At 64.4% G+C, this 21,897-nt stretch carries 14 protein-coding genes, 1 tRNA gene and 1 pseudogene; 8 read left to right on the top strand and 8 right to left on the bottom strand.

The genetic code is table 11. The features are described from left to right. Window positions 1-283 precede the first annotated feature (283 nt). The gene (locus HCA44_RS18280; RefSeq protein ID WP_169650748.1) at window positions 284-1,201 is read right to left on the bottom strand and encodes a hypothetical protein; all 918 of its coding nucleotides are present in this window, start codon (window positions 1,199-1,201) and stop codon (window positions 284-286) included. Between the two features lie 1,592 nt (window positions 1,202-2,793). On the opposite strand from HCA44_RS18280, the gene HCA44_RS18275 reads away from it, so the two are divergent. Continuing rightward, window positions 2,794-3,609 carry a hypothetical protein gene (locus HCA44_RS18275; RefSeq protein WP_169650747.1) on the top strand — a complete coding sequence of 272 codons (816 nt, stop codon included), beginning with the start codon at window positions 2,794-2,796 and terminating at the stop codon, window positions 3,607-3,609. Then, window positions 3,606-4,778, top strand: a complete 1,173-nt coding sequence (locus HCA44_RS18270; RefSeq protein ID WP_277350841.1) for an XRE family transcriptional regulator — start codon at window positions 3,606-3,608, stop codon at window positions 4,776-4,778. The genes HCA44_RS18275 and HCA44_RS18270 overlap by 4 nt, the downstream gene beginning before the upstream one ends. A 153-nt stretch (window positions 4,779-4,931) precedes the next feature. On the opposite strand, the gene istB is transcribed toward HCA44_RS18270, so the two are convergent. The 3 genes from istB to HCA44_RS18255 form a co-directional block, all read right to left on the bottom strand. Continuing rightward, on the bottom strand, window positions 4,932-5,783 hold the full coding sequence (gene istB / locus HCA44_RS18265) for an IS21-like element helper ATPase IstB (RefSeq protein ID WP_169650746.1): 852 nt from the start codon (window positions 5,781-5,783) through the stop codon (window positions 4,932-4,934). Beyond that, window positions 5,780-7,174: a DDE-type integrase/transposase/recombinase gene (locus HCA44_RS18260; RefSeq protein WP_169650745.1), complete on the bottom strand. Its 1,395-nt coding sequence runs from the start codon at window positions 7,172-7,174 to the stop codon at window positions 5,780-5,782. The genes istB and HCA44_RS18260 overlap by 4 nt, the downstream gene beginning before the upstream one ends. A gap of 205 nt (window positions 7,175-7,379) precedes the next feature. Then, on the bottom strand, window positions 7,380-8,972 hold the full coding sequence (locus tag HCA44_RS18255) for a class I SAM-dependent methyltransferase (protein WP_169650744.1): 1,593 nt from the start codon (window positions 8,970-8,972) through the stop codon (window positions 7,380-7,382). Window positions 8,973-9,146: 174 nt separating this feature from the next. Here HCA44_RS18255 and HCA44_RS18250 point away from each other — a divergent pair, with 174 nt between their 5' ends. After that, window positions 9,147-12,029, top strand: coding sequence for a DNA methyltransferase (locus HCA44_RS18250; RefSeq protein WP_169650743.1), 2,883 nt, complete (start codon window positions 9,147-9,149; stop codon window positions 12,027-12,029). Window positions 12,030-12,168: 139 nt separating this feature from the next. Here HCA44_RS18250 and HCA44_RS18245 read toward each other — a convergent pair. From HCA44_RS18245 to HCA44_RS18230, 4 genes and pseudogenes are all read right to left on the bottom strand, one after another. After that, window positions 12,169-13,740: pseudogene (locus HCA44_RS18245) on the bottom strand (IS1634 family transposase); the annotation flags it as partial. A gap of 340 nt (window positions 13,741-14,080) precedes the next feature. Next, window positions 14,081-14,725 carry a Fic/DOC family protein gene (locus tag HCA44_RS18240; RefSeq protein ID WP_169650742.1) on the bottom strand — a complete coding sequence of 215 codons (645 nt, stop codon included), beginning with the start codon at window positions 14,723-14,725 and terminating at the stop codon, window positions 14,081-14,083. 22 nt (window positions 14,726-14,747) lie between these two features. Further along, window positions 14,748-14,930: an antitoxin VbhA family protein gene (locus HCA44_RS18235; protein WP_169650741.1), complete on the bottom strand. Its 183-nt coding sequence runs from the start codon at window positions 14,928-14,930 to the stop codon at window positions 14,748-14,750. A 204-nt stretch (window positions 14,931-15,134) separates the two neighbouring features. Continuing rightward, window positions 15,135-15,220 (bottom strand) — tRNA-Leu (locus HCA44_RS18230). Between the two features lie 233 nt (window positions 15,221-15,453). Between HCA44_RS18230 and HCA44_RS18225 the strand changes: the two genes are divergently transcribed. From HCA44_RS18225 to HCA44_RS18205, 5 genes are all read left to right on the top strand, one after another. Then, complete coding sequence (locus tag HCA44_RS18225) at window positions 15,454-16,770, top strand: FhaA domain-containing protein (RefSeq protein ID WP_169650740.1); 1,317 nt, start codon at window positions 15,454-15,456, stop codon at window positions 16,768-16,770. Between the two features lie 225 nt (window positions 16,771-16,995). Continuing rightward, window positions 16,996-17,460: an FHA domain-containing protein gene (locus tag HCA44_RS18220; protein ID WP_169650739.1), complete on the top strand. Its 465-nt coding sequence runs from the start codon at window positions 16,996-16,998 to the stop codon at window positions 17,458-17,460. After that, window positions 17,457-18,959: a protein phosphatase 2C domain-containing protein gene (locus HCA44_RS18215; RefSeq protein ID WP_169650738.1), complete on the top strand. Its 1,503-nt coding sequence runs from the start codon at window positions 17,457-17,459 to the stop codon at window positions 18,957-18,959. The genes HCA44_RS18220 and HCA44_RS18215 overlap by 4 nt, the downstream gene beginning before the upstream one ends. Continuing rightward, window positions 18,959-20,413, top strand: coding sequence for an FtsW/RodA/SpoVE family cell cycle protein (locus tag HCA44_RS18210; protein WP_169650737.1), 1,455 nt, complete (start codon window positions 18,959-18,961; stop codon window positions 20,411-20,413). The genes HCA44_RS18215 and HCA44_RS18210 overlap by 1 nt, the downstream gene beginning before the upstream one ends. Next, window positions 20,410-21,897, top strand: coding sequence for a penicillin-binding protein 2 (locus HCA44_RS18205; RefSeq protein WP_169650736.1), 1,488 nt, complete (start codon window positions 20,410-20,412; stop codon window positions 21,895-21,897). The genes HCA44_RS18210 and HCA44_RS18205 overlap by 4 nt, the downstream gene beginning before the upstream one ends.

The raw sequence follows: 21,897 nt of genomic DNA, 5'->3' as shown, positions 1-21,897 counted from the left end.
CCGGGCCTTTGTCAGAAGAGGCCGAGTTGGTCGCCCATTAGGATCTCAAACCCTGCACAGCGCCTGACGCTGCCTGACCTTCAGTAGTCGGGACCACGGGCTTCTGCCTCAAATCACTTTGCACCCAGTCCGGTGGTCTCGAGGATGATGATGACCACTACCACGGTGACAAGCCCTAATCCACCCCACACCAACTGCATTCGAAGTATGTCTTTGACGATAGGGGCGATCTTCCAATTCATTCGCCCGTTGCTGTGCCTGGCCATTCGAGTCAATTTCCTCGCTAGTCGTCATCATCAAACAGGTGAACCAAGCCGAGGGCGGCATCCTTACCTAGCTCACTTCCGATTATCGCGCCCAGTCCAGCACCAACGCCAGTTCCTATGGGGCCCGCAAAGCTTCCCACTGCCGCACCTGCAAGAGCGCCGCCGGCAGCGCCGCCCCCGAAGGAGCCAACCGCGCCAGCGGTGGCCTCGGTCGCAGTGGCTTTGCCTTCTTTCCAGTCGCTGTACCCGCCGTAGGCGTCGGCGACCACGCCGCCGTAGAACGACGCCCTGCCGGCGATTTTGAGACCATCGACTGCTGTTGCCCGCTCAGCAACCGATCCCTTTACGGCAGCATGTGCACCCGATGGCATCAGGTCGTCAGCTGTACGGGCCGCGGCTTGACCCAACCCAGCTGTCGCACCGGTTACCGCCCGCCCCGGCCACGCACTAGAAGTGCTGTCGGCCACCGTGTCCTCGAATGCAGCCTCAACCGTCTTTCCCACATCGGCGTCGCTCTCGCCCAGCGTTCTCAGTGCGTTCTTTATCGCGGCACTGTGTTCGGCAGCCTTCGACTCGAGCGCCGCCATCGCGATAATCACGGTTGCAGGATCCGTCGCCACGGCAGTCTGAAACATCGCCGTCGACGTGGTGGCTGTACCGTCGTCGGCGACGTCGAATCCCTCCCCACGTGCCGCATTGACAGCCCGCAAAGCCGCGTCGCGCGCCGCGCCGATTCGTAATGCGCCCTCTTGCGCGGCGTCGGCTGCACGCAACAATGTCTCAACGGTGCGGTTGCCCACCGACGTGATTTGCTCGGCCTTCGTGCGAGCGGCATCCGCGGCGTCGCCGTCCCAGTGGTCGCGGGTACCGTCGACAGCCCTTGTGAAGGCGTCTACCTGGACACGCAGCGTGTGCGCGTGGTCGCGCCACTCCACAGCTTGACGCGACAGCGTCTCGGGCAGCCACGCCTCTGCGCGAGCGACTGTCGGCCGGGCCATCAGCGTCCACCGTCAGGTGGTAGCTGAGTGCTTACGCGACCGAGGCGACATTCGCTGTCCGCGTCGCCATCCTCGTGACGCCGCCGCAGCCATGCGGGATTTTGCCGACGAGATCGATGCCGCCACAGCTCAATCCACGGACCTCGGCTCCGAAGCCGCCCGCGGCTGGGCCAACTGGATCCGCCAGCACGCCGAGGTGACCGGTCCGCTCAACGTGCCGTTGCGCATCGTCCAGGTCGCTTCCTGCAGCCTAGACGAGCTTCAATCCCACATGAAGGATTCGAGCACATACGGACCCCCATCGGCAGTAGGTAACCACGATGCTGGCTGGACATCCGGAAGGCCCGCGCTTGACCCTCACGTCGGTACGGAGGCCGCTGTATGACGCACGACGCGAAGGCCACTCTATCCGGGCCACCGCCCGCCGACGTCTCGCCAACCTCGAACTCAACCGCGCGCTTGTCCGCGTGTTCCACGACGGCGGGTCGGAATCGCAGATCGGTGCGATCGTCAGCCCCCCACACCGAGATGGCCCTCCGCCATCATTCGCTGTGCTCCGAGGATCCGTCCCTTCTCGCCGAATCGCCAGGCGAGGTGAGCGATCAGCGGACCGCCAGCTTCATCACGATGTTGGACAGACTCCTGAGTTGGCCGTACTGATTCGGTCACACAGTGACCGCCGCTGACGTCGCCACCAATGCGTGTGCCTGCGACGACTGGGACGAGGTCGAGCAGACCTACTGCAGCGGCCCCTCACCGACGCCGAGTTCGTCAGACTCGCCGAGAAGAACAGGACTCACCTCGACGGCGCCGCACGACCGTGACAGACGTCCGACCAGACCACTCGCGTAATGCTCGTCCGTGGCCGCCCACGGTCGCCACCGGTGGGCGCGGACCCCGCTCCTCCGCCGCCCGGGTCGAGGCAAATGCCGGGCGATCACCAAGCATGAGACGAGTCACGATATCGGTCCCTCGCCGCCGAGCACCCAGGTGACGTTGAGGTGGCGCCGAGTAACGATTGCAGCGGTAGCGACCAGATCCTGCCTGTTCATCGTGCGTGCCTCGCTGATCGTCACCGCAGCGACACGGCGGTACGGTGTCAGTTTTCGGTGACAGTCCCCACCGACGAGCGCCCGTCGTCGTGGCCCACACCCGGGTGTAGTCGAGCTCCCGGCAGAACTCGTCGAGGCTCACCTGCGCCTGCTCCACGCCCCGGCACTCAATCCACTGACGAGCTTTCGGGAGGCAGTATCCGCACCGCCCTCGGCGTCCCAACCACAGACATCGACTGAGCGTCGACGGAGCGCTCGCCTACGGGACGCTCACCGGCATCGCAGTCGACAACATCCTCGCGGTCCAACACCACGGAATGTGACCTAACTGTGGCTGGCCGGCTTACCGACAAGGACGTGTAGACGACACATCGCCGGATTGGTCCACGCAGTATCGACGAAACGAACGATTTGGGTGCTAAAGTTAAGCACACGATCATTATCGGGTTCGACAACTAAGCCTATGGGGGATGAATCTTGGAGAACGCCGAGCTTTCCGATTACGCGATCGAGCGGTTCGGCGACCTCGCCGCCGTCATTCAAAACTCAGTGATCGAGACGGTTCACGAGGCGCAGGAGGCAGCCCTGCGCGTGCACGCCGAGCATGGTCTCCCGGAGCGGGATCCATACGGCACCTCGTTCCGCGGCCACCTGAACCGGCGCCTGCTGGCGAAACTCCGCAACGTCCCTGGCATCAGGGCTCGAAAGCCTGTCGGCCACCACACCCGGTACGAACTCCCCGTCATCGAGGAGACAGGCGTGGTGCTGTACTGGTGGCGGGTCCCCGGCGACGGGCGGATCCCTCTCGTGGAGGCCAGGATTCGTGATGTTTCCCGCCTTCAGGCGCACCTGATGACCTTCGCGCCGACCGCCGTCGAGCCTCAGATGACTCTCGAGCACGCGACGATGTCTGACGAGGAGCTCGATCAGCTCTTCACCGAGGACGAGCAGTTCAGCATGCAGATGGCACAGGTCGAGGGTCGCACCGTGACGCTGTGGGTATCGGCCTCCCCGGACGGCCTGTACGACTTCGGCTGGGGCGACGCGGAGCTGATCAACGCGGAGACGGGACAGCTTTCCTGGCCGCGCCAAGAGTCACTGAAGACCGTCAGCCCGGTTGTGCCGACACTGAAGCTGGTTGGCCACGACGACGAGCCGATCGACCGATTCGACTCGAACACCGATCAGGACAACGAATTCGGTCTGTCTCTGCGTGCACCCCAGGAAGAGATCTCCTCGGAAGCACAGCAGGATGACGCAGACGATCGAACTACAGGTAGCGAGGACAGTTGAGCAACCGCGAGCCGGGGCAACTCCGCCTCTTGCCGGACACCGATCTGGCAGGAGATGAGCTAGCCGGGGGCGCATTTGATTCGGCGAGGCTCACACAGGCTCGTCGCCTTGCCGGGATGACGAAGAAGTCCGTCGCCGATCAGATCGGAGTCTCTGCAGTCGCTGTAGGCCAGTGGGAGGCCGGCACCGCCAATCCACGACCGGACAACATCGATTCCCTCGCCCGCGTCCTCGACATCCCAGTCGCGTTCCTCGCGGCTGGCCGGCCATATGCGCGCCTAGATGCAGCTGACGCACACTTTCGTAGTCTGCGCAGGACACCAGTCTCCCAGAGAGACAAGGCAATTTCGTTCTCCGAGCAGATCTGGGAGCTGACCTACGCCCTCGAGAAGCGTGTGCGATTCCCGGCAGTCGACCTGCCTGGATTCTCGGCCGGCGAGGTGCGACAGACCGACTTCCCCATCGATCCGGTTGGTGCAGCCCAAGCACTACGACGCCAGTGGGAGCTGGGTGCAGACCGGATCCCTCGCATGGTCCGAACGATGGAGCAGCACGGAATCATCGTCACACTGGTGCCGTTCGCTGGATCGGCGACGGCAACGGTCGACGCCTTCTCCACATCGAAGCTGCCGCGACCCATTGTCGTTCTCACACCCGACCGCGCCGAAGCGGACGTGTACCGGCACCGCTTCAGCGCAGCCCACGAGCTGGGACACCTTCTGCTGCATAGCGACTGCGTACCGGGAGACACACAGCAGGAACGGGAGGCCGATGAGTTCGCTGCCGAGTTCCTGACGCCTCGAGCGGAGATCACCCCTCTGCTTCCACCTCGCCTAGATTTCAAGAAGCTCGGCGAGCTGAGCACGCAGTGGGGCGTCTCTGTGGATTCCCTCTTGCGTCGATGCAAGGAGGTCGGCGCCGTCTCGGACGCGACGTACCGACGGGCGCACCAGCGGCTTGCCACGCTTCGAGCGTCTGGTCTGTTCATCCGGGAATCGGTTCAGGGGTACCCAGGGGAGGTACCGGCATTGCTCCGGTCGGCCTTCGAAATGGCAGAGCAGAACGGACTCTCCTTCAAGGAACTCGCCGCCGAACTCCGGATTACCTTACCCAGACTGCGACTTCTCCTAGGTCAGGGCGACACCCGTCCTGAACTGACGCTAGTGTAGCCAACCCAAGGGGCCAGCTGAGCATGAGATACAGCTTGCAGGAGCCTGGGCGCCGCTGACAACATTCCACAATCGGAATGTTCCGCCACGTTGACGAGGCTCAGGAAAATTCCCCAGTTGTGCTCAACGATTTTCCCCACCCGTGAGCGGTGTTCACTGTAGCGGTTGCCGGGTCCCGTTGGTGGCCTGTCGGAGCTTCTCCGACCGCGCATGGTGATCACGACGACGGTAGGAGTCCCCATCGAGATTGAGCACCACCGAACGGTGCAACAGCCGGTCGAGCATCGCCGCAGCAACGGTGGAATCGCCGAGGACCTCACCCCACGACCCGACCCCCCGGTTGGTGGTGATCACAATCGAAGTTTTCATATACCGTTGCGAGACAACCTGAAACAACGCCGACGCCGCCTCACCAGGAAGTGGTAGGTAGCCGAGTTCGTCGATCACCAACAACGTCGGCCCGGCGTAGAACCGCATCGTCGTCGCCCAACGCCCTTCGATCGCAGCCCGGTGGCATCGTGCCGCCAGATCCGCGGCCGTGGTGAAGTAGGTTCGGTACCCCGCGTGAGCTGCAGCCCGCGCCAACCCCACCGACAGATGCGTCTTGCCTACCCCTGGTGGGCCGATGAGCAGCACATTCGTCGCGGTCTCCAGGTATCGGCAGGTGGCGAGCTCGTCGATCAACTTCCGATCGACCCCCGCGGCGGCGTCGTAGTCGAAATCCTCCAACGAAGCGGGGGTGGGCAGGCACGCGAACCGCAACCTGCCCGCCAGCCGGCGGGCTTCGGTGGCATCGACCTCGATCGAGAGCAGACGATCCAGGGCGGCGGTCATCGACAGGTCCTCGGCCGCGGCCTGATCGAGCACCGTCGGCAGCGCTTCGGCGGCGTCGTGAAGCTTCAGGAGTGCAAGATGCCCGCGCAGACGCTGATACAGGCTTGCCGCCTCAGTCGTGCTCGGCACCGGGAGGCGGCCCGCAGAGTGCGTAGTGGTGTGCCCGCTCATCGCAGAGTGTTCCTTCCCCGAGCAGCGTTCTCGTAGACGGACAGGTCGTAGACGACAGCATCATCTGAACTGAAGTCTGTTGCAGTGCAACCAGTGTCACTATCGACTGGGTGCGGTCGATCGGATTCCGGAGTCCGGATCGCCCGCAACGCCTGCGCGGCCGCGAGGGCGTCGACACCGGGTGGGATGCGCTCCTTCCGGTTGTGCGGCCGACCGGTGTTGGCGCCGGCCATCGCCGACTGCTCGAGGGCATGGACGTGGCCGTGATCTCGGACGATCGCCCCGGTCCCGTCGCCGGCCAGGCGGTGCCGGGCCACCGTGATTCCCGATGCGGTCACAATGTCGATGACCTCGGTTCCGAGGACCTGGGTGACGGTCACTGCCGCCGACGACAACTCCGGCGGCACCGAGTAACGGTTGCCGCGGTAGGAGACCAACGCCTGCCTCGATACTGTTCGATCGGTGGACAGGATCGCCGGATACGCGGTCGCGGGCATCGGATGCAGTCCCTCTTCTCGTGCGATGGTTGCCACCGACGCCTTCCCGTCCTTGGTCGGGCGCAGGCGGTTGTCGCCGCGCAGTCGGCAGAACTGGTCGAGGCTGGCCTGCGCCTGCTCCACCGTCAACTCGTCCGCCAGAGTCCGCCACCATCGTTGCGCGGCAGTGTGATTCGATTTCTCCACCGCCCCTTTGCGATTCCCTCGCCGTGGCGGGCAGATCGCGACGGACACACCGTAATGTTTCGCGATGCCGGCGAAGCTGGCGGTCACCTTCCCCGACTCCGGGTGGCAGACCGTCGCCATCCGGTCGAACCGCCACACCCGGCTCACTCCACCGAGGCCGCGGCAGATGCGGTCGAGCCCGTCCACGACGTGCGGTTGGGTCATCGCCGGTGCGAGGACACCGCGCCATTTGCCTGAACACGCCAGCGTCCCGACGAACAGATGCGCCATCCGGCCCCACCCCCACGCGGCGGGTGGGTTCGGTAGATCCACCCAGTCCCACTGGGTTTCCTCACCCGGTGGGTGCTCGATGATCGCGTTCGGTCGCTGTGTCGCCGTCAGGCATGCTTGGCACGCCGGCCGCAGGTTCAACTCGCGGATCTTGCGTGTGAGCGTCTGGTACGACATCGCGTAACCGAGCTCCTCGAGTTCGTCGCACAATGTTCGCGCCCACAGGTGTGGGTCGTCGAGAAGGCGTGCGGTCACGTACGCGATGAACACCTCGAACGGGTCCACCACCGTGCGTTTGCGCTCCCCGGGGCTGCGGGTGCCGTTCAGATACGCCCGAACCGTCTTGCGGTCTCGGCCGGTGTGTCGGGCGATCGCCGAGATCGTCCACCCTCGTTGGTGTAGGGCATGTACTTCCACATCGTCCTCCCATGTCAGCATGAGATGCGGGTCTCCTTCGGTAGCCGATGCGTGGTCAGAGACCATCAGCTTCGAGGGAGACCCGCTCTCGTTGGCGGTGCCACACGGGTGGGGAATTTCGGTGAGCGTTACTGGGGAATTTCGCCGAGCGCCGTCAACGTCGACTAAGAGACGTCACTGACCGTAGCCCTCGTCGGCCACCTAGCCATTGTCCATCGGCACGTCGCTACCTCTTGCTTCGCGCTAGCCGTCGGTCACGCATGCGATCCCAGACCGCGCGAAGGTCCCCAACATCCTCAGCACTCATGCCCACGCCCTCAATGAGTACATCGTGGTCCACTATGTCCAGCGCCTCGTCAAAACGTCGCTGACGGAGCAGTTCGTCGACCTTCGAACTCAGCCCATCCGGAACGATCGCCGGGTCCGGAACCGGCAGTTCAGCACACTCAGAAGGCTCCAGTTCGAGAATCCCGCCCCCGTAGCTCCGGCCCAGCACCTCGGACAACGCGAGCGTTACAGAGTTGAACGCACCAACAGAAAGCCGATGAATGTCCACCCCCGGCTTCGTGAAGACACGATGGACGGTATCGGTGCTGGTCGCGCACGCATCGTTAGCGGCCAGGCGCACATGCGTTGAGACCTGGCGAAGCATGAACCCATCCGGTACCGAGACCGATGGCACTACCCACCAGTCGTTGCGGATGCGGCACTTGTAGCCAGTGTCAACTCCGGCATCTTCCCCCTCGGCGATGTAGCTGGCCAGGGCCGCAGTCTTCGCGACGTCAACGCTCGGTTTGATCGAGAGAAGGTGGGTGCGTGCACCAGCATCAGCGTAGAAGGCCAAGTCTTCGGAGTTGAATGAGAGGCCCTGAAGCTGCGCGCTTCGCGCGAGTAGTGGGATCGTCCACTGCGTAAGCCCACGCTCTGTCGCCTCCACGTCCGTCAGACAGAAGAACGTGTTTCGTCCGGTCACAACACCGACGTTGACAGCTGCAAAGTCCCGAAGCGGCGCGAGTCGTCGATCCGTCCGCACACGCCGAACTAACTCAATCGCTCGCGGACCGAGATAGTACTTGGTCCATTTCTCGGTCTCGTGTAGATGTGCACGCGTCGAAGCACTGTCCAGCGAGACCGTTGCAAGGGCCTCCGCATCAGGCACCTCGATCGTGTTGATTTCAGCTGGCCCCTCGCCTCTGATTGCGAGGAGCAACACGACCTCCTGCAGTATCCCAGGGAAAACAAGCTTCTCGAAGGACACCAAAGTGATCTTCGAGCAGTTGTCGACGAGGTAAGAGCGCAGCTGCGATGCGTATCCGACTTGAAGCAGCTCCGCTGGCAAGACCAGACCGATCCTGCCCTCGTTCCTGGCCGCCATGACCGCTGCAACAACGAAGGGCACCCAGGCGTTGGTCAGCCTGCTGGGACGCATCCCCTCGCCCCTCATAAGTTCGAGCGCCCGATCGCGTGATTCGGATTCCCACGAACCGAAGCGGATGTAGGGAGGGTTCCCTGCAACACCGTCGAAGCTCCCGACACGCGCAGGGGTGAACCATGAGAAGAAGTCGCCGGCCGCAACTGGAGCTCCGGTTGCCACGCTCGCCTTATCAGCTTCCTCGGCGAACAGCTCGACCCCCTGCGCCTCGACACCATCCACAGCCAGGTGCGCGAGGATCGCACCGTCGCCGCACGAAGGCTCAAGCACAACGTTCCCTGCGCGCAGCACCCACTCGGCGACAAATTGGGCAATCAAGTCTGGTGTGTAGTACCCGCCTCGAAGCTTCTCTCTATGCGGCTCGGCCTTCGCCGCGAATCTCTGCATGCGCCACATTCTCCCTTAAACGGCCGACACACTCCGCATCCACTGCACTGGATCTGCCTCTTGCTGACGCTGCCTGGGTAGGGTCCCTCCGTGCCCTTCCAACGTCGTTCCAAGTCCGAGGCTCTCGCGAGGACCAGCGAGCTAGTCGAGCTCTACCGACCTCAGCATCAGAGCTTGTCGACCCCGGGATCCGCGTTCACCGAGACAGAAGCAAGAGTCAACTTCATCGACGATTTCCTCATCGCTTTGGGCTGGGACGTACGCAACGAGGACGGCAAACCCCAGATGCTCATGGACGTCGTGATGGAGCGTCAGGGCACTACCACCGACTCCGTCTGGGGACGTCCGGACTACCGACTGCGGGTCGCCGGCAACGAACGGATGCCGGTGGAGGCGAAGAGACCTTCGGTCAACTTGCGGACAGCGCACGACGGTGCGATCCAGTCTCGAACCTACGGGTGGTCGCTGTCCCTTCCCGCCTCGGTGCTGACAAACTTTGCCGAAACAGTCATCTACGACTCAACCATCGATCCAAAGCCGGGCGATTCGGCGGACGTTGCAGTCATCCCTGGCTGCAGGTTCACCTTCGATGACTACGTTCCACGCTTCGACGAGCTCTGGAAGCGGCTGTCCTACGAGGCCGTATCGACGGAGCGCTTCAACCAGACGTATAGCTACACCGCGCCGCCCCGTGGCGAATCACCTTTCGATCGAACCTTCCTGGCCGAGTTCCGTCGGTGGCGCCTCATGCTCGCCCAGGACATCGCGAATCTCAACGCGGAGCTCCGCGCACCAGAGGTTGGTCGGCGCGTGCAGAAGGTCCTTAACGCGCTACTATTCCTCCGCGTATGCGAGGACCGCAACATTTCCCGATACAAGGAGCTCTGGCAGTCCGCGGTCGCGCATGATGTCATACGGCACTTCCGCCAGTCCGACAAATTATTCAATGCTGGGATCTTCCGAGCTCTAGAGGGGATCCGGGTGAGCAATAGCGTCCTAATGAAGGTCATCGAAGAGATGTACTGGCCACGCACTCAGTTTGCCTTCTCAGTCCTTCGACCCGATATCCTGGCAGGGTTGTATGAGCAGTACCTCGCCGAGCAAGTAGCTATAGATAAATACCGCGCAGTGTCACTTGAATCAAAGCCGGAGGTGGTTCGCGCTGGGGGTATCGCCCATACACCCGGTGACATCGTTAACGAACTGAATATGAGCGCACTCAGGCCCTATGTAAAAGGTGGAGTAGCGCCAACCTTTCGATTACTGGACCCAGCGGTGGGTTCGGGCGCATTCCTCCTTGACGCATTCAACAAGCTCGTAACGGCTGCCGAAACTGCAGGCAATACCGTCGGGTTCAACGAGCGTGCAGAATTGGTTAAGACCCACCTCTTCGGAATCGACATTGACGGTGCTGCAGTCGAGGTGACGCGGTTGAGCCTACTACTTGCAATCATTGGAGAAGACTCGTTCGACTCCACTCAAGCAAACAACCTTCTGCCCGACCTTGGCCACAACGTCATAGCTGGCAATAGTGTCGTACGCGAGGACTTTGACCGCCTGGTACCTGAGGCGGCATCCGTACCGTTTCGACGAGCCTCAGTGCTGCCGACCAACCTGGCCAAAGCATTCGGAGACAAGTATCCGGCACGGGGGTTTGATGCGATCGTCGGAAATCCACCCTATGTTCGAATACAAATACTCTCTGCGTTTATGCCGGATCAACTCACATATTTGCGGAACCCATCTTCGGGCTACAGCGCCCCATCCGCGCACAGCTTCGATCTCTCGCTCGTATTCATGGAACGCGCTCTCACGCTTCTCGCACCGACCGGTAGGCTGGCGATGATCGTGCCACATCGCTTTACCAACCACCTCTCAGGATCCGGAGTCCGAGGTAGGCTCGGCGAACGCCTCGAACGACTCGTTCATTTCGGAGAAGAGCAGGTGTTCCCTGGGAAGTCCACCTATTGCTGCCTGGTAATAGCGGGACCGAAAACAAAAGAACCGGCCGATTTCGAGCTAGTAAGCGAGCTTGCAGCATGGAGGGTGACCCGCGCAGCGAAGACTGTGAATATCGCACGCGACGACCTGACATCTGCGGCCTGGCCGATAGCAACCGAGCGGCAGGCCGACCTCTTCGAGCAACTGAGCAAGCATTCGATCGCTAGACTTGGCGACCCCGACTGGGTCCAAATATTCGTTGGTGTCCAGACCTCACTTGATGAACTCTACTTCATCAACCCCGCCCCCATGAAGGATGGCGATACGGTTGCCTCGTTCACCGACTTTCAAGGCGTCACAAGGACCATCGAACGCTCAATCCTCCGCGCGGCGATCAAAGATCGTTCGATCGACACCTACGATGGCCAGCCGGAACCAGACCGATGGGTGATCTTCCCATATCGGATCCAGCACGGTGCGAGCGGAAAGATAAGGGCTACTGTCTTCGACAAAGAAACCATGTCAAAGACCTACCCGCTTGCATTCGAATACTTTGAAACCCACCGCGCTGCCCTGACTCGACGGAGCGTTTCACCCGATCCGGGCGAGGCATATTGGGCTTACGGGCGCTCACAGAGCTTGACCCAGCTTGACGACCCGAAATTGATTGTACGAGTTCTGTCACTGGCCCCGCGGTATGCCCTGGACACCCAGGGACTAGTCGTGCCTGGCGGCGGGGACGGCGGACCATACTATCTGCTTCGTCCGAAACCGACGTGCCCATATCCTATCAACGTAATTCAAGCAATCCTATCCCATCCGGCGGTTGATCTCTTCGTAACAGTAAATGGAAAGAAGTACCGAGGTTCGTACGCAGTGCATCGAAAAGCGTTCCTCGCTGAGGTACCGATACCAAGAATCGGCAGCGCCGAGGTGGCGAATATTGCCGACTGGGTAGACCAAGCACAGAAACTCTCATGTCGACTTCGACATGAGTCCGACTCCGTGATTAGAACGTCATTGAATGCTCGTAGGGAATTTCTCGAAGGAGAAATCGAAAAAACCCTTACAATAGCCTACCAACTCGATCCTGAACTGGTACGCCGAGAAACCTGAGTTAAACTCCGTTGGGCGCACGCCCCCGGCACGCTGCTGGTGAGCGCGTACGTTCGCTCTCTGGCCTGAGTTGGCTCATTTGGCTAGTGCGTGTCTCCGGCCCGGTGATCCGGTCGATGAGGTCGCTGGTGCCGGAGTCGATTTCGGGTGGGAATGTATGGTGGGTGCCGTTGATGGCGATGGTCGCCGACCGCAGTGGACGTAGCCGTTCGACGAGTTTGCCGATGGCCGACCCACCTCGATGCTGGATCAGGTAGGAGACCGCGAGGGCAGCAAACACAATGATTAGGTGCGCTTCGACGGCGCCGCGGGTGTGGTGGAAGATTGGCCGCGCCCGCAGGTCGGTCTTGGACATGCGGAACGACTGCGCGACGTGCCACAGGTTGTGTGGTACTTCGCGATGATCTCGCCGCGTTCCATGATCGGGGCTGGATGTTGGTGACATAGCCCTTCAACCCGATAAGCGATCGGGCCCTGTCGAGGGCGGAGATGTCGAGGCTGCGGCCAGCGGCGGTGGTTCTCACGAACCCGGGCGACTTCGATGCCGTGCCACTGTCGACGAGCCCGTACCCGAGCTTCCTGCGCGTTGAGGGTCTTGTTGTCACGGACCGTGCTCTTGTTCGGGTATTGCCACACCGCGCGCCACGAGTTCGGATAGGTGCCGGGATCCCACTCCAGCTCGGCGCATTTCCTGACACTGTTGACGACACTCCGCCCGTGCCGGGGTGCGACCGTGTCAATGATCTGCCCGTCGGTGAAAACGTCACCGTTCCAATGAAAGTGACTCGCGAGGTCGCCGGGCGCCTTGGTCATCCGGGAGCCGACGATGAACTTCAGCCCGGTCTCGTCGAGAGAGCGGCGAGATTCGAGGCGGAGAGTATGCCGACGTCGGCGACGGCTATCTCCACCCCGGCGATGTTGTGGCGAGTCTGGAACTGCCCGATGATCGCCACGATCGTTCTGGTCTCTGCATGGTTGCCTTCGAAACATCCGATCTCCAAAGGAAATCCAATCTGGTCGACGAGGAGTCGGACCACAATCTGCGGATCGACACGGCGTTCCTTCGAGTAGCCGACCTTACGGAGCTCGCCTTCCTTCTCCGCTTCGAAGTGAAGGGTGGTGACGTCGTACAACACCAGACTCAATCCTCCGGCGTCGGCAGCGCACGCGAGGCACTTGTCGGCGATCGTGCGGCGGTAGTCCCGATCGACGATCCACCGCAGATGCCGCTCGATCGTCGCGTAGCTCGCTGGTGTCTTCCGAGATCCCGTAGCACCCTCGGAACATCGAGTGTCGAGCCCAGTTCAACGATCCGAGCGATCACCACATCTCGGAACACGTCGTCGGCGACCGCACCGAACCCGAGTTGCTCGTACACGTCTTCGAGGACCCGCCGCAGCACGACCGATGCAGTCGAGGCGGTCGGCCCGGGCGCATCGACCGTCGGCCGGTCGTCGACTCCGAGGTCCATCAGTTCGCCTTGGCCTGTCGGCAGGACGGCCGCCACCGCGGGATGAGGAGTGACGTCCAGGTCGAGCGCAGGCTGATCCGGTTCGATCCAAGACCGGGCTCGCCCGAGGAGCATCCCGAGTTCGATTTCGGTATGCGCGGATCCGATGTGCTTGACGATCTCCTGCCGGCCGCCCACGAATCGGTCGACCTGAACCGCGGTGGCACCGGACTTGGTCCGGACCCGCCTGATGAACGTCACCCGACGAGAGTAAACGGCCGCGTAAGTGCGTGAAGTACTGCGATCGAGACTAGAAACCACAGGTCACGTGATCGGACCACCAACTCTCACCGAGAAGTGAGCTAAGTCAGGCTATTCGTGGGTGTCGCTCGTCGCCGGCGGTCCGGTGCAACCGCCCGACACGCACTGTGAGGGTGGGCCATTACTCGGGGAAGGCGGCAAAGGCTGGCAGTGCCGATGTCGGCCCGGCCCCTGACGACCGGTGCACCGGGATGGCAACCGAGACGATCCAGACCTGTTCGGTAACTCGCTGGCCCAGGGGCTCACCTAAAGACCGGAGGCCCCCGGCGACGAGGGGCACCTAGAAATCGTAAGCCGGGAACTCGTCGAGGATTGTCGCGAACATGATGGTGAGGCCGCTCAGGTCGCTATCGGCTCTGGCGGCGTGGCAGGAACGGTAGAGCTGCTCAGACTCAGTACGACTCCAGTCCAGGCCGAGCGAGCGCTCGGCAAGCAGTTGATCGAAGAACTCTCGGGTAGTCCTGCCGTTGCCCTCCCGAAACGGGTGGGCGTAGTTCACGTAGTCATACAAGTACGCAACCTTGCTCGGGAGTCCACCCCTGGGGACGACCTCCAGCTCCCCCATGTCCGCAATCTCAGTTGCGACATGCTGCATCGCCAGCCTGATTCTTACAGGAGGACAGAAGGATTCACCATCCTTCTCGATTCCAACGGTACGGACATCTCCTGCCCACTCGTACACGTCCTGGAAAAGCTGCCGATGGATAGCCGACAGATGGGTCAGGTCGTAGGAGCGCGGAGCTACCAAGTCAGGGCTTTCGCGTAGTTGAAGCAGCCGGAACTCGCTGAGGTCATTTTCCGCGTCCCGCAACTCGTAGAGAGTTGTTGCGCCGACCCGGTTCCTCAAAACCTCAGTACCGGGAAGAAAATAGCCTTCCCAGTCGCGCTGGTGGTCCCCAGTGTCCCAGGGGGGGTTGGACGACACCGTTCGCTTGCAGCCTCGGCGCTCACGCCAGGTTGTAGCGTCGACGCACTCGATCTCCGAGCGCACTCACATCGATCTCACCGCGTGCATACGCTACTTGGTCAGCGCGGGTTGCGTCGGTGCTGCGCACACCTTCGAGTTCAGTGTTGCGTCGAATTGCGCGTACGTGCCGAACGCGCCGCGAGACGGCCTGCGTGTCCGTCATCGGTTCACCTCCCGCACATCATGGAGCGCCAACACTACATGGAAATCGGAGAGCGACGGGGAGCAAAGCAAGAAGTAGCGCCGACTTCTTGTCAACTCGTCCGGCGTCACGGGCGACCGCCGCGCGGTGTTACATACGGCCAAAAAACGAGGCCACGAACTCCGTGAGTTCGTGGCCTCGTTTGTACAGTTCCAAGACTGCTGATGGTGGGCGAAGGGGGACTTGAACCCCCACGTCCCGAAGGACACTGGCACCTGAAGCCAGCGCGTCTGCCATTCCGCCACTCGCCCGAGCAACGTCGGCAACCCTAGCACAGGCCCGCGCGAGGGCACGATTCGTGCAGGTGGGGACACTGATATGCAACTGAAACTCGGGTGCCGGGTTTCGCCGATATCATGCTTGGCAGACGGACCGCCACGGTATCGCTCTTCGGGACAGTACCGTGGAACGTGCCGCCACGGCCGGAACGACACAACCTGCGTCGGGCCGTGGGAGACGAGTGCACATCGAGAGGAGGTTTCCTGTGGGCATCGTTCAGCGCTTCGAGCGCAAGCTGCAGGGAGCTGTCGGTGATGCTTTCGCGCGCGTGTTCGGTGGTGGAGTCGTGCCGCAGGAGGTGGAGGCCGCGCTGCAACAGGAGGCGGCCGATCGCGTCCAGCAGCTCGACGGCGGCCACGTGCTCGCGCCGAACAACTACGTCATCACCGTCAACAACTCCGATCACGACGCGCTCGCGTCCGACCGGGACGTGACAGTGAAGGCGTTCTCGCGTCACCTCGAAGACTTCATCCGCGAGCAGGGCTGGCAGACGTACGGCCCGGTGCGGGTGTCGTTCGAGCCGTCGCCCAGCCTGCACACCGGCCAGTTCCGCACGTCGGGCTCGGTCGACCCGGACGCCGGGCAGAGCAGACCTCCACAAGCACAAGGTGGTTCCGCACCACCACCAGGTGGACCCGCACCACGAGTGCTCCCACCGAACGCGCAGAATGCCCCCGTCAACATGTCGAATCCAGGAGCTGGCCACATGACGCAGAACTCAGGCTACGACCCCAGCCGGGAGCCGGCCGGCAACCGTGCGCCCGAGCCGCAGTACGCGCGCAACGGAAATGCGCACGCGGGTCAGGACCAGCGCTACGCGCAGCCGGGTTACCAGAACGGCTACGACCGGTCGGCGGACGAGTACCCGGGCGGCGGCTACGACCAGGGTTACCAGCCCCAGGGCGGCAACTTCGATCAGCAGGGCTACCAGCCGGGCGGCTACGACCAGCAGGGTTACGGCCAGGCCCAGTTCCAGCAGGGCGGACGGCCCGGCGGTTACGACGACGGCTACCAGCAGGGTGGCGGCTACGACTACCAGCAGGGCGGCTACGACCCCGGCTACGGCCAGGGCGGCGGGTACGAGCAGGGTTACCAGCAGGGTGGCTACGACCAGGGCCAGGGTTACGGCCAGGGCGGGTACGACCAGGGCTACCAGCAGGGCGGCGGCTACGACTACCAGCAGGGCGGCTACGACCCCGGCTACGCCCAGGGCGGATACGACCAGCCGGCCCACGCGTTCACCGCGACGCTGCAGCTCGAGGACGGCAGCGGCCGTCACTTCCAGCTGCGCGAGGGCAGCAACATCATCGGCCGCGGCCAGGACGCGCAGTTCCGTCTCCCCGACACGGGCGTGTCGCGCCGGCACGTCGACATCCGCTGGGACGGCCAGGTCGCGATGCTGTCCGATCTCGGCTCGACCAACGGCACCACCGTCAACGGCGCGCCGGTGCAGGACTGGCAGCTCGCCGACGGCGACATCATCCGCGCAGGCCACTCCGAGATCCTGGTCCGCATCGTCTGACCGCCCGAGCGTGCCGCCGACCTCCGTCACTGCGTGTGCCGGGGGTCACCGCGCGCTGCGAACGCGTCGTGCGCGCGCGGAACACGCCGAAACCGTAATGTGAGGGCCCGTCCGTATCCTGATCGGGAAGCGGGTTGGCCCTATGATTCTGCCAACTCGACGGGCCCCGGCCCGCACAACCGAGCTCCGGACGCGAGCTCGACGAACAGAAGGAGGTGAAGTTCCGTGCAGGGCCTCATTCTGCAGCTCACACGCGCGGGCTTCCTCCTCTTGTTGTGGCTGTTCGTGTGGGCGGTGCTGCGCGCGCTGCGCGCGGACGTCTACGCGGGCTCGGGCGTACGCATCCCGACGCGCATGTCGCGCGGCGGCAACGTCCTTCCGTCGCTCAGCAAACCCAAGGTGGCGCGCAATCTCGTCGTCACGCAGGGCGCGCTGGCAGGCACCCGTATCCCCCTCGGCACACAACCGGTGTTGATCGGCCGCGCCGACGACTCGACGCTCGTCCTCACCGACGACTACGCGTCGACGCGGCACGCGCGGCTCTCGCCCCGCGGCACCGACTGGTACGTCGAAGACCTCGGCTCGACCAACGGCACGTACCTCGATCGGGCGAAGGTCACCACCGCCGTCCGGGTCCCGCTGGGGACTCCGGTTCGTGTCGGCAAGACCGTGATCGAGCTGCGCCCGTGACACTCGTACTGCGCTACGCAGCGCGTAGCGACCGCGGTCTCGTGCGGTCGAACAACGAGGACTCGGTGTACGCGGGTGCCCGGCTCCTCGCGCTCGCCGACGGCATGGGCGGGCACGCCGCGGGCGAGGTCGCATCGCAGCTGATGATCGCGGCGCTCGCGCACCTCGACGACGACGAGCCCGGCGCCGACCTGATCGGCAAGCTCGAACGCGCCACCCGCGCAGGCAACGACAGCATCGCCGACCACGTCGAGGAAGACCCCGAGCTCGACGGCATGGGCACCACGCTCACCGCGATCCTGTTCGCGGGCAGCAAGCTGGGCCTCGTCCACATCGGCGACTCGCGCGCCTACATGCTGCGCGACGACGCCCTGACGCAGATCACGCGCGACGACACGTTCGTCCAGTCCCTCGTCGACGAGGGCCGCATCACCGCCGAACAGGCGCACTCGCACCCGCAGCGCTCGCTCATCATGCGCGCGCTCACCGGCAGCGAGATCGAACCGACCCTCACCGTGCGCGAGGCCCGCTCCGGCGACCGGTACCTGCTGTGCTCCGACGGCCTGTCCGACGTGGTGAGCGACGAGACGATCGCCAACACGATGCGCGAGGGCACCGAGGACGAGTGCGCCGACCGGCTCATCGAACTGGCACTGCGCAGCGGCGGCCCCGACAACGTCACGGTCGTCGTCGCCGACGTCATCGACCTCGACTACGGCCAGAGCCACCCGATCGTCGCGGGTGCCGCGTCGAGCGACGACGAAGAGGACACCCCGCCGCCGGACACCGCCGCGGGGCGCGCGGCGGCGATGCGTCCGCCGCGCGCGACGCCCAAGCGCGTCATCCCGCAGGCGGAAGAGGAGAAGCCGAAGAAGAAGCGCGGCAAGTGGATCGCGGCCCTGGCGGCGCTGATCGTCGTGGTGCTCGCGGTGGGCGGCGTCGTCGGCTGGTACATGGTGCGCGGCAACTACTTCCTCACCACCGACGACCGCGACCGCGTCACCGTCATGCAGGGCGTGCCGGGTGCACTGTTCGGCTACTCGTTCTCCGAGGCCGAACTCGTCGGGTGCGTCACCGACGAGGGCGCGCTCACCTTCTCGGCCCCCGATCAGCTGCCCGCGACGTGCGACGTCCTCACCGCCGACGACCTGCAGCCGTCGGCGCGGGCTCAGCTGCGTGCGGGCCTGCCGTCGGGCAAGCTCGACGACACGCGCGAGCAGATGCGCAGGCTCGTCGAGAACGAACTGCTGCCGGTGTGCGAGCCGACGTCCGAAACGCCGACGCCGACGCCCACACCGACGCCGGCACCGGGCGAGGCGGCGCCGACCACCGCGGCACCGCCCGCGCCCGAACCCGCGCAGACCCCCGCGCCACCCGCTCCCCCGGCGGACGGCGCCGCGCCGCCTGCCGAGGGTCAGCCGGCGCCCACCACCGCGACGCCCGTCCCGACGCCGACTCCGGCCGATGTACCGGGCCAGAACTGCAGGACGGTCGGCTGATGAGCGTGTCGACCGGAAATCCGGGCGGCTCGTTCCCGAGCCCGCCCGGTGGGTTCGCCCCCGCGCCCGAACAGCCGACGCGACGGAACACCGAGCTGATCCTGCTCGGCCTCGCCGTCGTCGTCGTGACCGTCTCGCTCGTGCTGGTCGAGGCGAGCCAGGAACAGCACCTCACGTGGGCTCTCGGCAAGTACGCGCTGGCGTACACCGTGCTGCTGCTCGTCGCGCACCTCGGCGTCCGCCGGTTCGCGCCGTATGCCGATCCGCTGATCCTGCCGATCGTGGCGCTGCTCAACGGGCTCGGCCTGGTACTGATCCATCGGCTCGACCTCGCCGACGCGCAGTCCGCCGAGTACTACGGCCTCGAGGCGCCGTCGCCCGACGCGAACCAGCAGATCATGTGGACGACGCTCGCAGTGGCCGGGTTCGTCGCGATCCTGCTGTTGCTGCGCGACTACCGGCTCCTCGCCCGATACAGCTACACCCTCGGCCTCGCGGGCCTGGTGCTGCTCGCGATCCCGGCGATCCTGCCGTCGAGCATGTCCGAGGTCAACGGCGCGAAGATCTGGATCCGGCTGCCCGGCTTCAGCATCCAGCCCGGCGAGTTCGCGAAGATCCTGCTGATCATCTTCTTCGCGTCGGTGCTCGTCGCGAAACGCGACCTGTTCATGACCGCGGGCAGGCACATCTTCGGCATGGACCTGCCGCGTGCCCGCGACCTCGGCCCGATCCTCGTCGCGTGGATCGTGTCGGTCGGCGTCCTGGTGTTCGAGAAGGACCTCGGCACCTCGCTGCTGCTGTTCGGCACGGTGCTGGTGATGATCTACGTCGCCACCGAACGCGTCGGCTGGCTCGCGATCGGCGTCGGCCTGCTCGCGATCGGCTTCTTCTTCGCCTACCAGCTGTTCGGTCACGTGCGGGTGCGCGTGCACACGTGGATCGACCCGCTCGGCGACTACAACAACACGGGCTACCAGATCTCGCAGTCGCTGTTCGGCCTCGCGACCGGCGGTGTCGCCGGCACCGGCCTGGGCAGCGGACGGCCCGCGACCGTCCCGTTCGCGAAGACCGACTTCATCGTCGCCACGATCGGTGAGGAACTCGGCCTGATCGGCCTCGCCGCGGTGCTGATGCTGTTCCTGATCCTGATCATCCGCGGCATGCGCACCGCGCTCGCCGTACGCGACAGCTTCGGCAAGCTGCTCGCGGCCGGGCTGTCGTTCACCATCGCGATCCAGATCTTCGTCGTCGTCGGCGGCGTCACGAAGCTCATCCCGCTCACGGGTCTGACGACGCCGTTCATGTCCTACGGCGGCTCGTCGCTGCTCGCGAACTATCTGCTCGTCGCAATCCTGATCAAGATCTCGAGCGCCGCGCGTGAACCCGCGGTGCCCAAGAAGCGTCCGCAACCGCCGATCGCGGACGCGCCCACCGAAATGGTTCAGCGCCGATGAACACTCCCCTCCGCCGCGTCTCGCTCGCCGTCATGGTCATGGTGGTGGCGCTGCTCGCCAACGCCACCTACGTGCAGGTCATCAAGGCCGACGACCTCCGCACCGATCCCCGCAACTCGCGCGTGCTGCTCGACGAGTACTCGCGTCAGCGCGGCCAGATCTCGGCGGGCGGCCAGGTGCTCGCGGCGTCGGTGCCCACCGACGACCGCTACAAGTACCTACGCACCTATCCGCCGAACCAGGCAGCGCCGTCGAGCCCGCTCGCCAATGCGCCGGTCACCGGCTTCTACTCGATGCAGTACGGCAGCACGGGTCTCGAGAACGGCGAGGACCCGATCCTCAACGGCTCCGACAACCGGCTGTTCGGGCGGCGTTTCTTCGACATGGTGTCGGGACGCGACCCGCGGGGCGGCAATGTCGTCACCACCGTCAACCCGGTGATGCAGCAGGTCGCGTACGACCAGCTGACGGCCAAGGGCTACAGCGGATCGGTCGTGGCGATCGAACCGAGTACGGGTCGCATCCTCACCATGGTGAGCACGCCGAGCTACGACCCCAACTCGCTCTCGAGCCACGACGGGACGCAGACCACGCAGGCGTGGGAGCAGCTCAACGCCGACGAGGGCAAGCCGCTCGTCAACCGTGCCGTGTCGCAGACCTACCCACCGGGCTCGACATTCAAGGTCGTCGTCACCGCGGCCGCGCTCGGCACCGGCACGACGCCCGACACGCAGCTCACCGCGGCCCCGCAGATCACGCTGCCGGACACCGCGACGACGCTCGAGAACTACAACGGCACCACGTGCGGCGGCGGCGCCACCGCGTCGCTGCGCGAGGCGTTCGCCCGCTCGTGCAACACGGCGTTCGTCGAACTCGGCATCAAGGAAGGCGCGGGCGCGCTCGAGAGCCAGGCGTCGGCGCTGGGCGTCGGCTCCGAGATGACGGGCGTGCCGTTCCCCGTCGCACCGAGCACGATCGGCACCATCCCCGACGACGCGGCCCTCGGGCAGAGCAGCATCGGCCAGCGCGACGTCGCGCTCACCCCGCTGCAGAATGCGTCGATCGCGGCGACGATCGCGAACGGCGGCGTCCGGATGGAACCGCAGCTCGTGTCCGACCTGCAGAGCCCCGACCTGTCGAATCTCGCGTCGAGCAAGCCCGTGTCGGACGGCCAGGCGATGACCCCGGAGGTCGCGGCGACGCTCACCGACCTCATGATCGGCTCGGAGAACAACACGAGTGGCGAGGGCAAGATCCCCGGCGTGCAGATCGCGTCGAAGACGGGTACCGCCGAGCACGGCAGCGACCCGCGCAACACCCCACCCCACGCGTGGTACATCGGCTTCGCGCCCGCACAGGACCCCACGATCGCGATCGCCGTGATCGTCGAGGACGGCGGCGACCGCGCGCTCGCGGCCACCGGTGGATCGGTAGCTGCGCCGATCGGTCGCGCCGTCATTGCAGCCGGACTGCAGGGAGGCTGA

Source organism: Rhodococcus sp. HNM0569 (assembly GCF_012726205.1).
Lineage (GTDB): Bacteria > Actinomycetota > Actinomycetes > Mycobacteriales > Mycobacteriaceae > Rhodococcus_F.
Note: the sequence above shows the minus strand (reverse complement) of the source record. Positions and strands in the feature narration are given on the sequence as shown.

Coding starts and splice junctions, on each gene's coding strand:
- HCA44_RS18235 (WP_169650741.1), bottom strand. CDS start 14,930: ATGACGGACACGCAGGCCGTCTCGCGGCGCGTTCGGCACGTACGCGCA.
- HCA44_RS18210 (WP_169650737.1), top strand. CDS start 18,959: ATGAGCGTGTCGACCGGAAATCCGGGCGGCTCGTTCCCGAGCCCGCCC.
- HCA44_RS18255 (WP_169650744.1), bottom strand. CDS start 8,972: ATGCAGAGATTCGCGGCGAAGGCCGAGCCGCATAGAGAGAAGCTTCGA.
- HCA44_RS18260 (WP_169650745.1), bottom strand. CDS start 7,174: ATGCTGACATGGGAGGACGATGTGGAAGTACATGCCCTACACCAACGA.
- istB (WP_169650746.1), bottom strand. CDS start 5,783: ATGAGCGGGCACACCACTACGCACTCTGCGGGCCGCCTCCCGGTGCCG.
- HCA44_RS18205 (WP_169650736.1), top strand. CDS start 20,410: ATGAACACTCCCCTCCGCCGCGTCTCGCTCGCCGTCATGGTCATGGTG.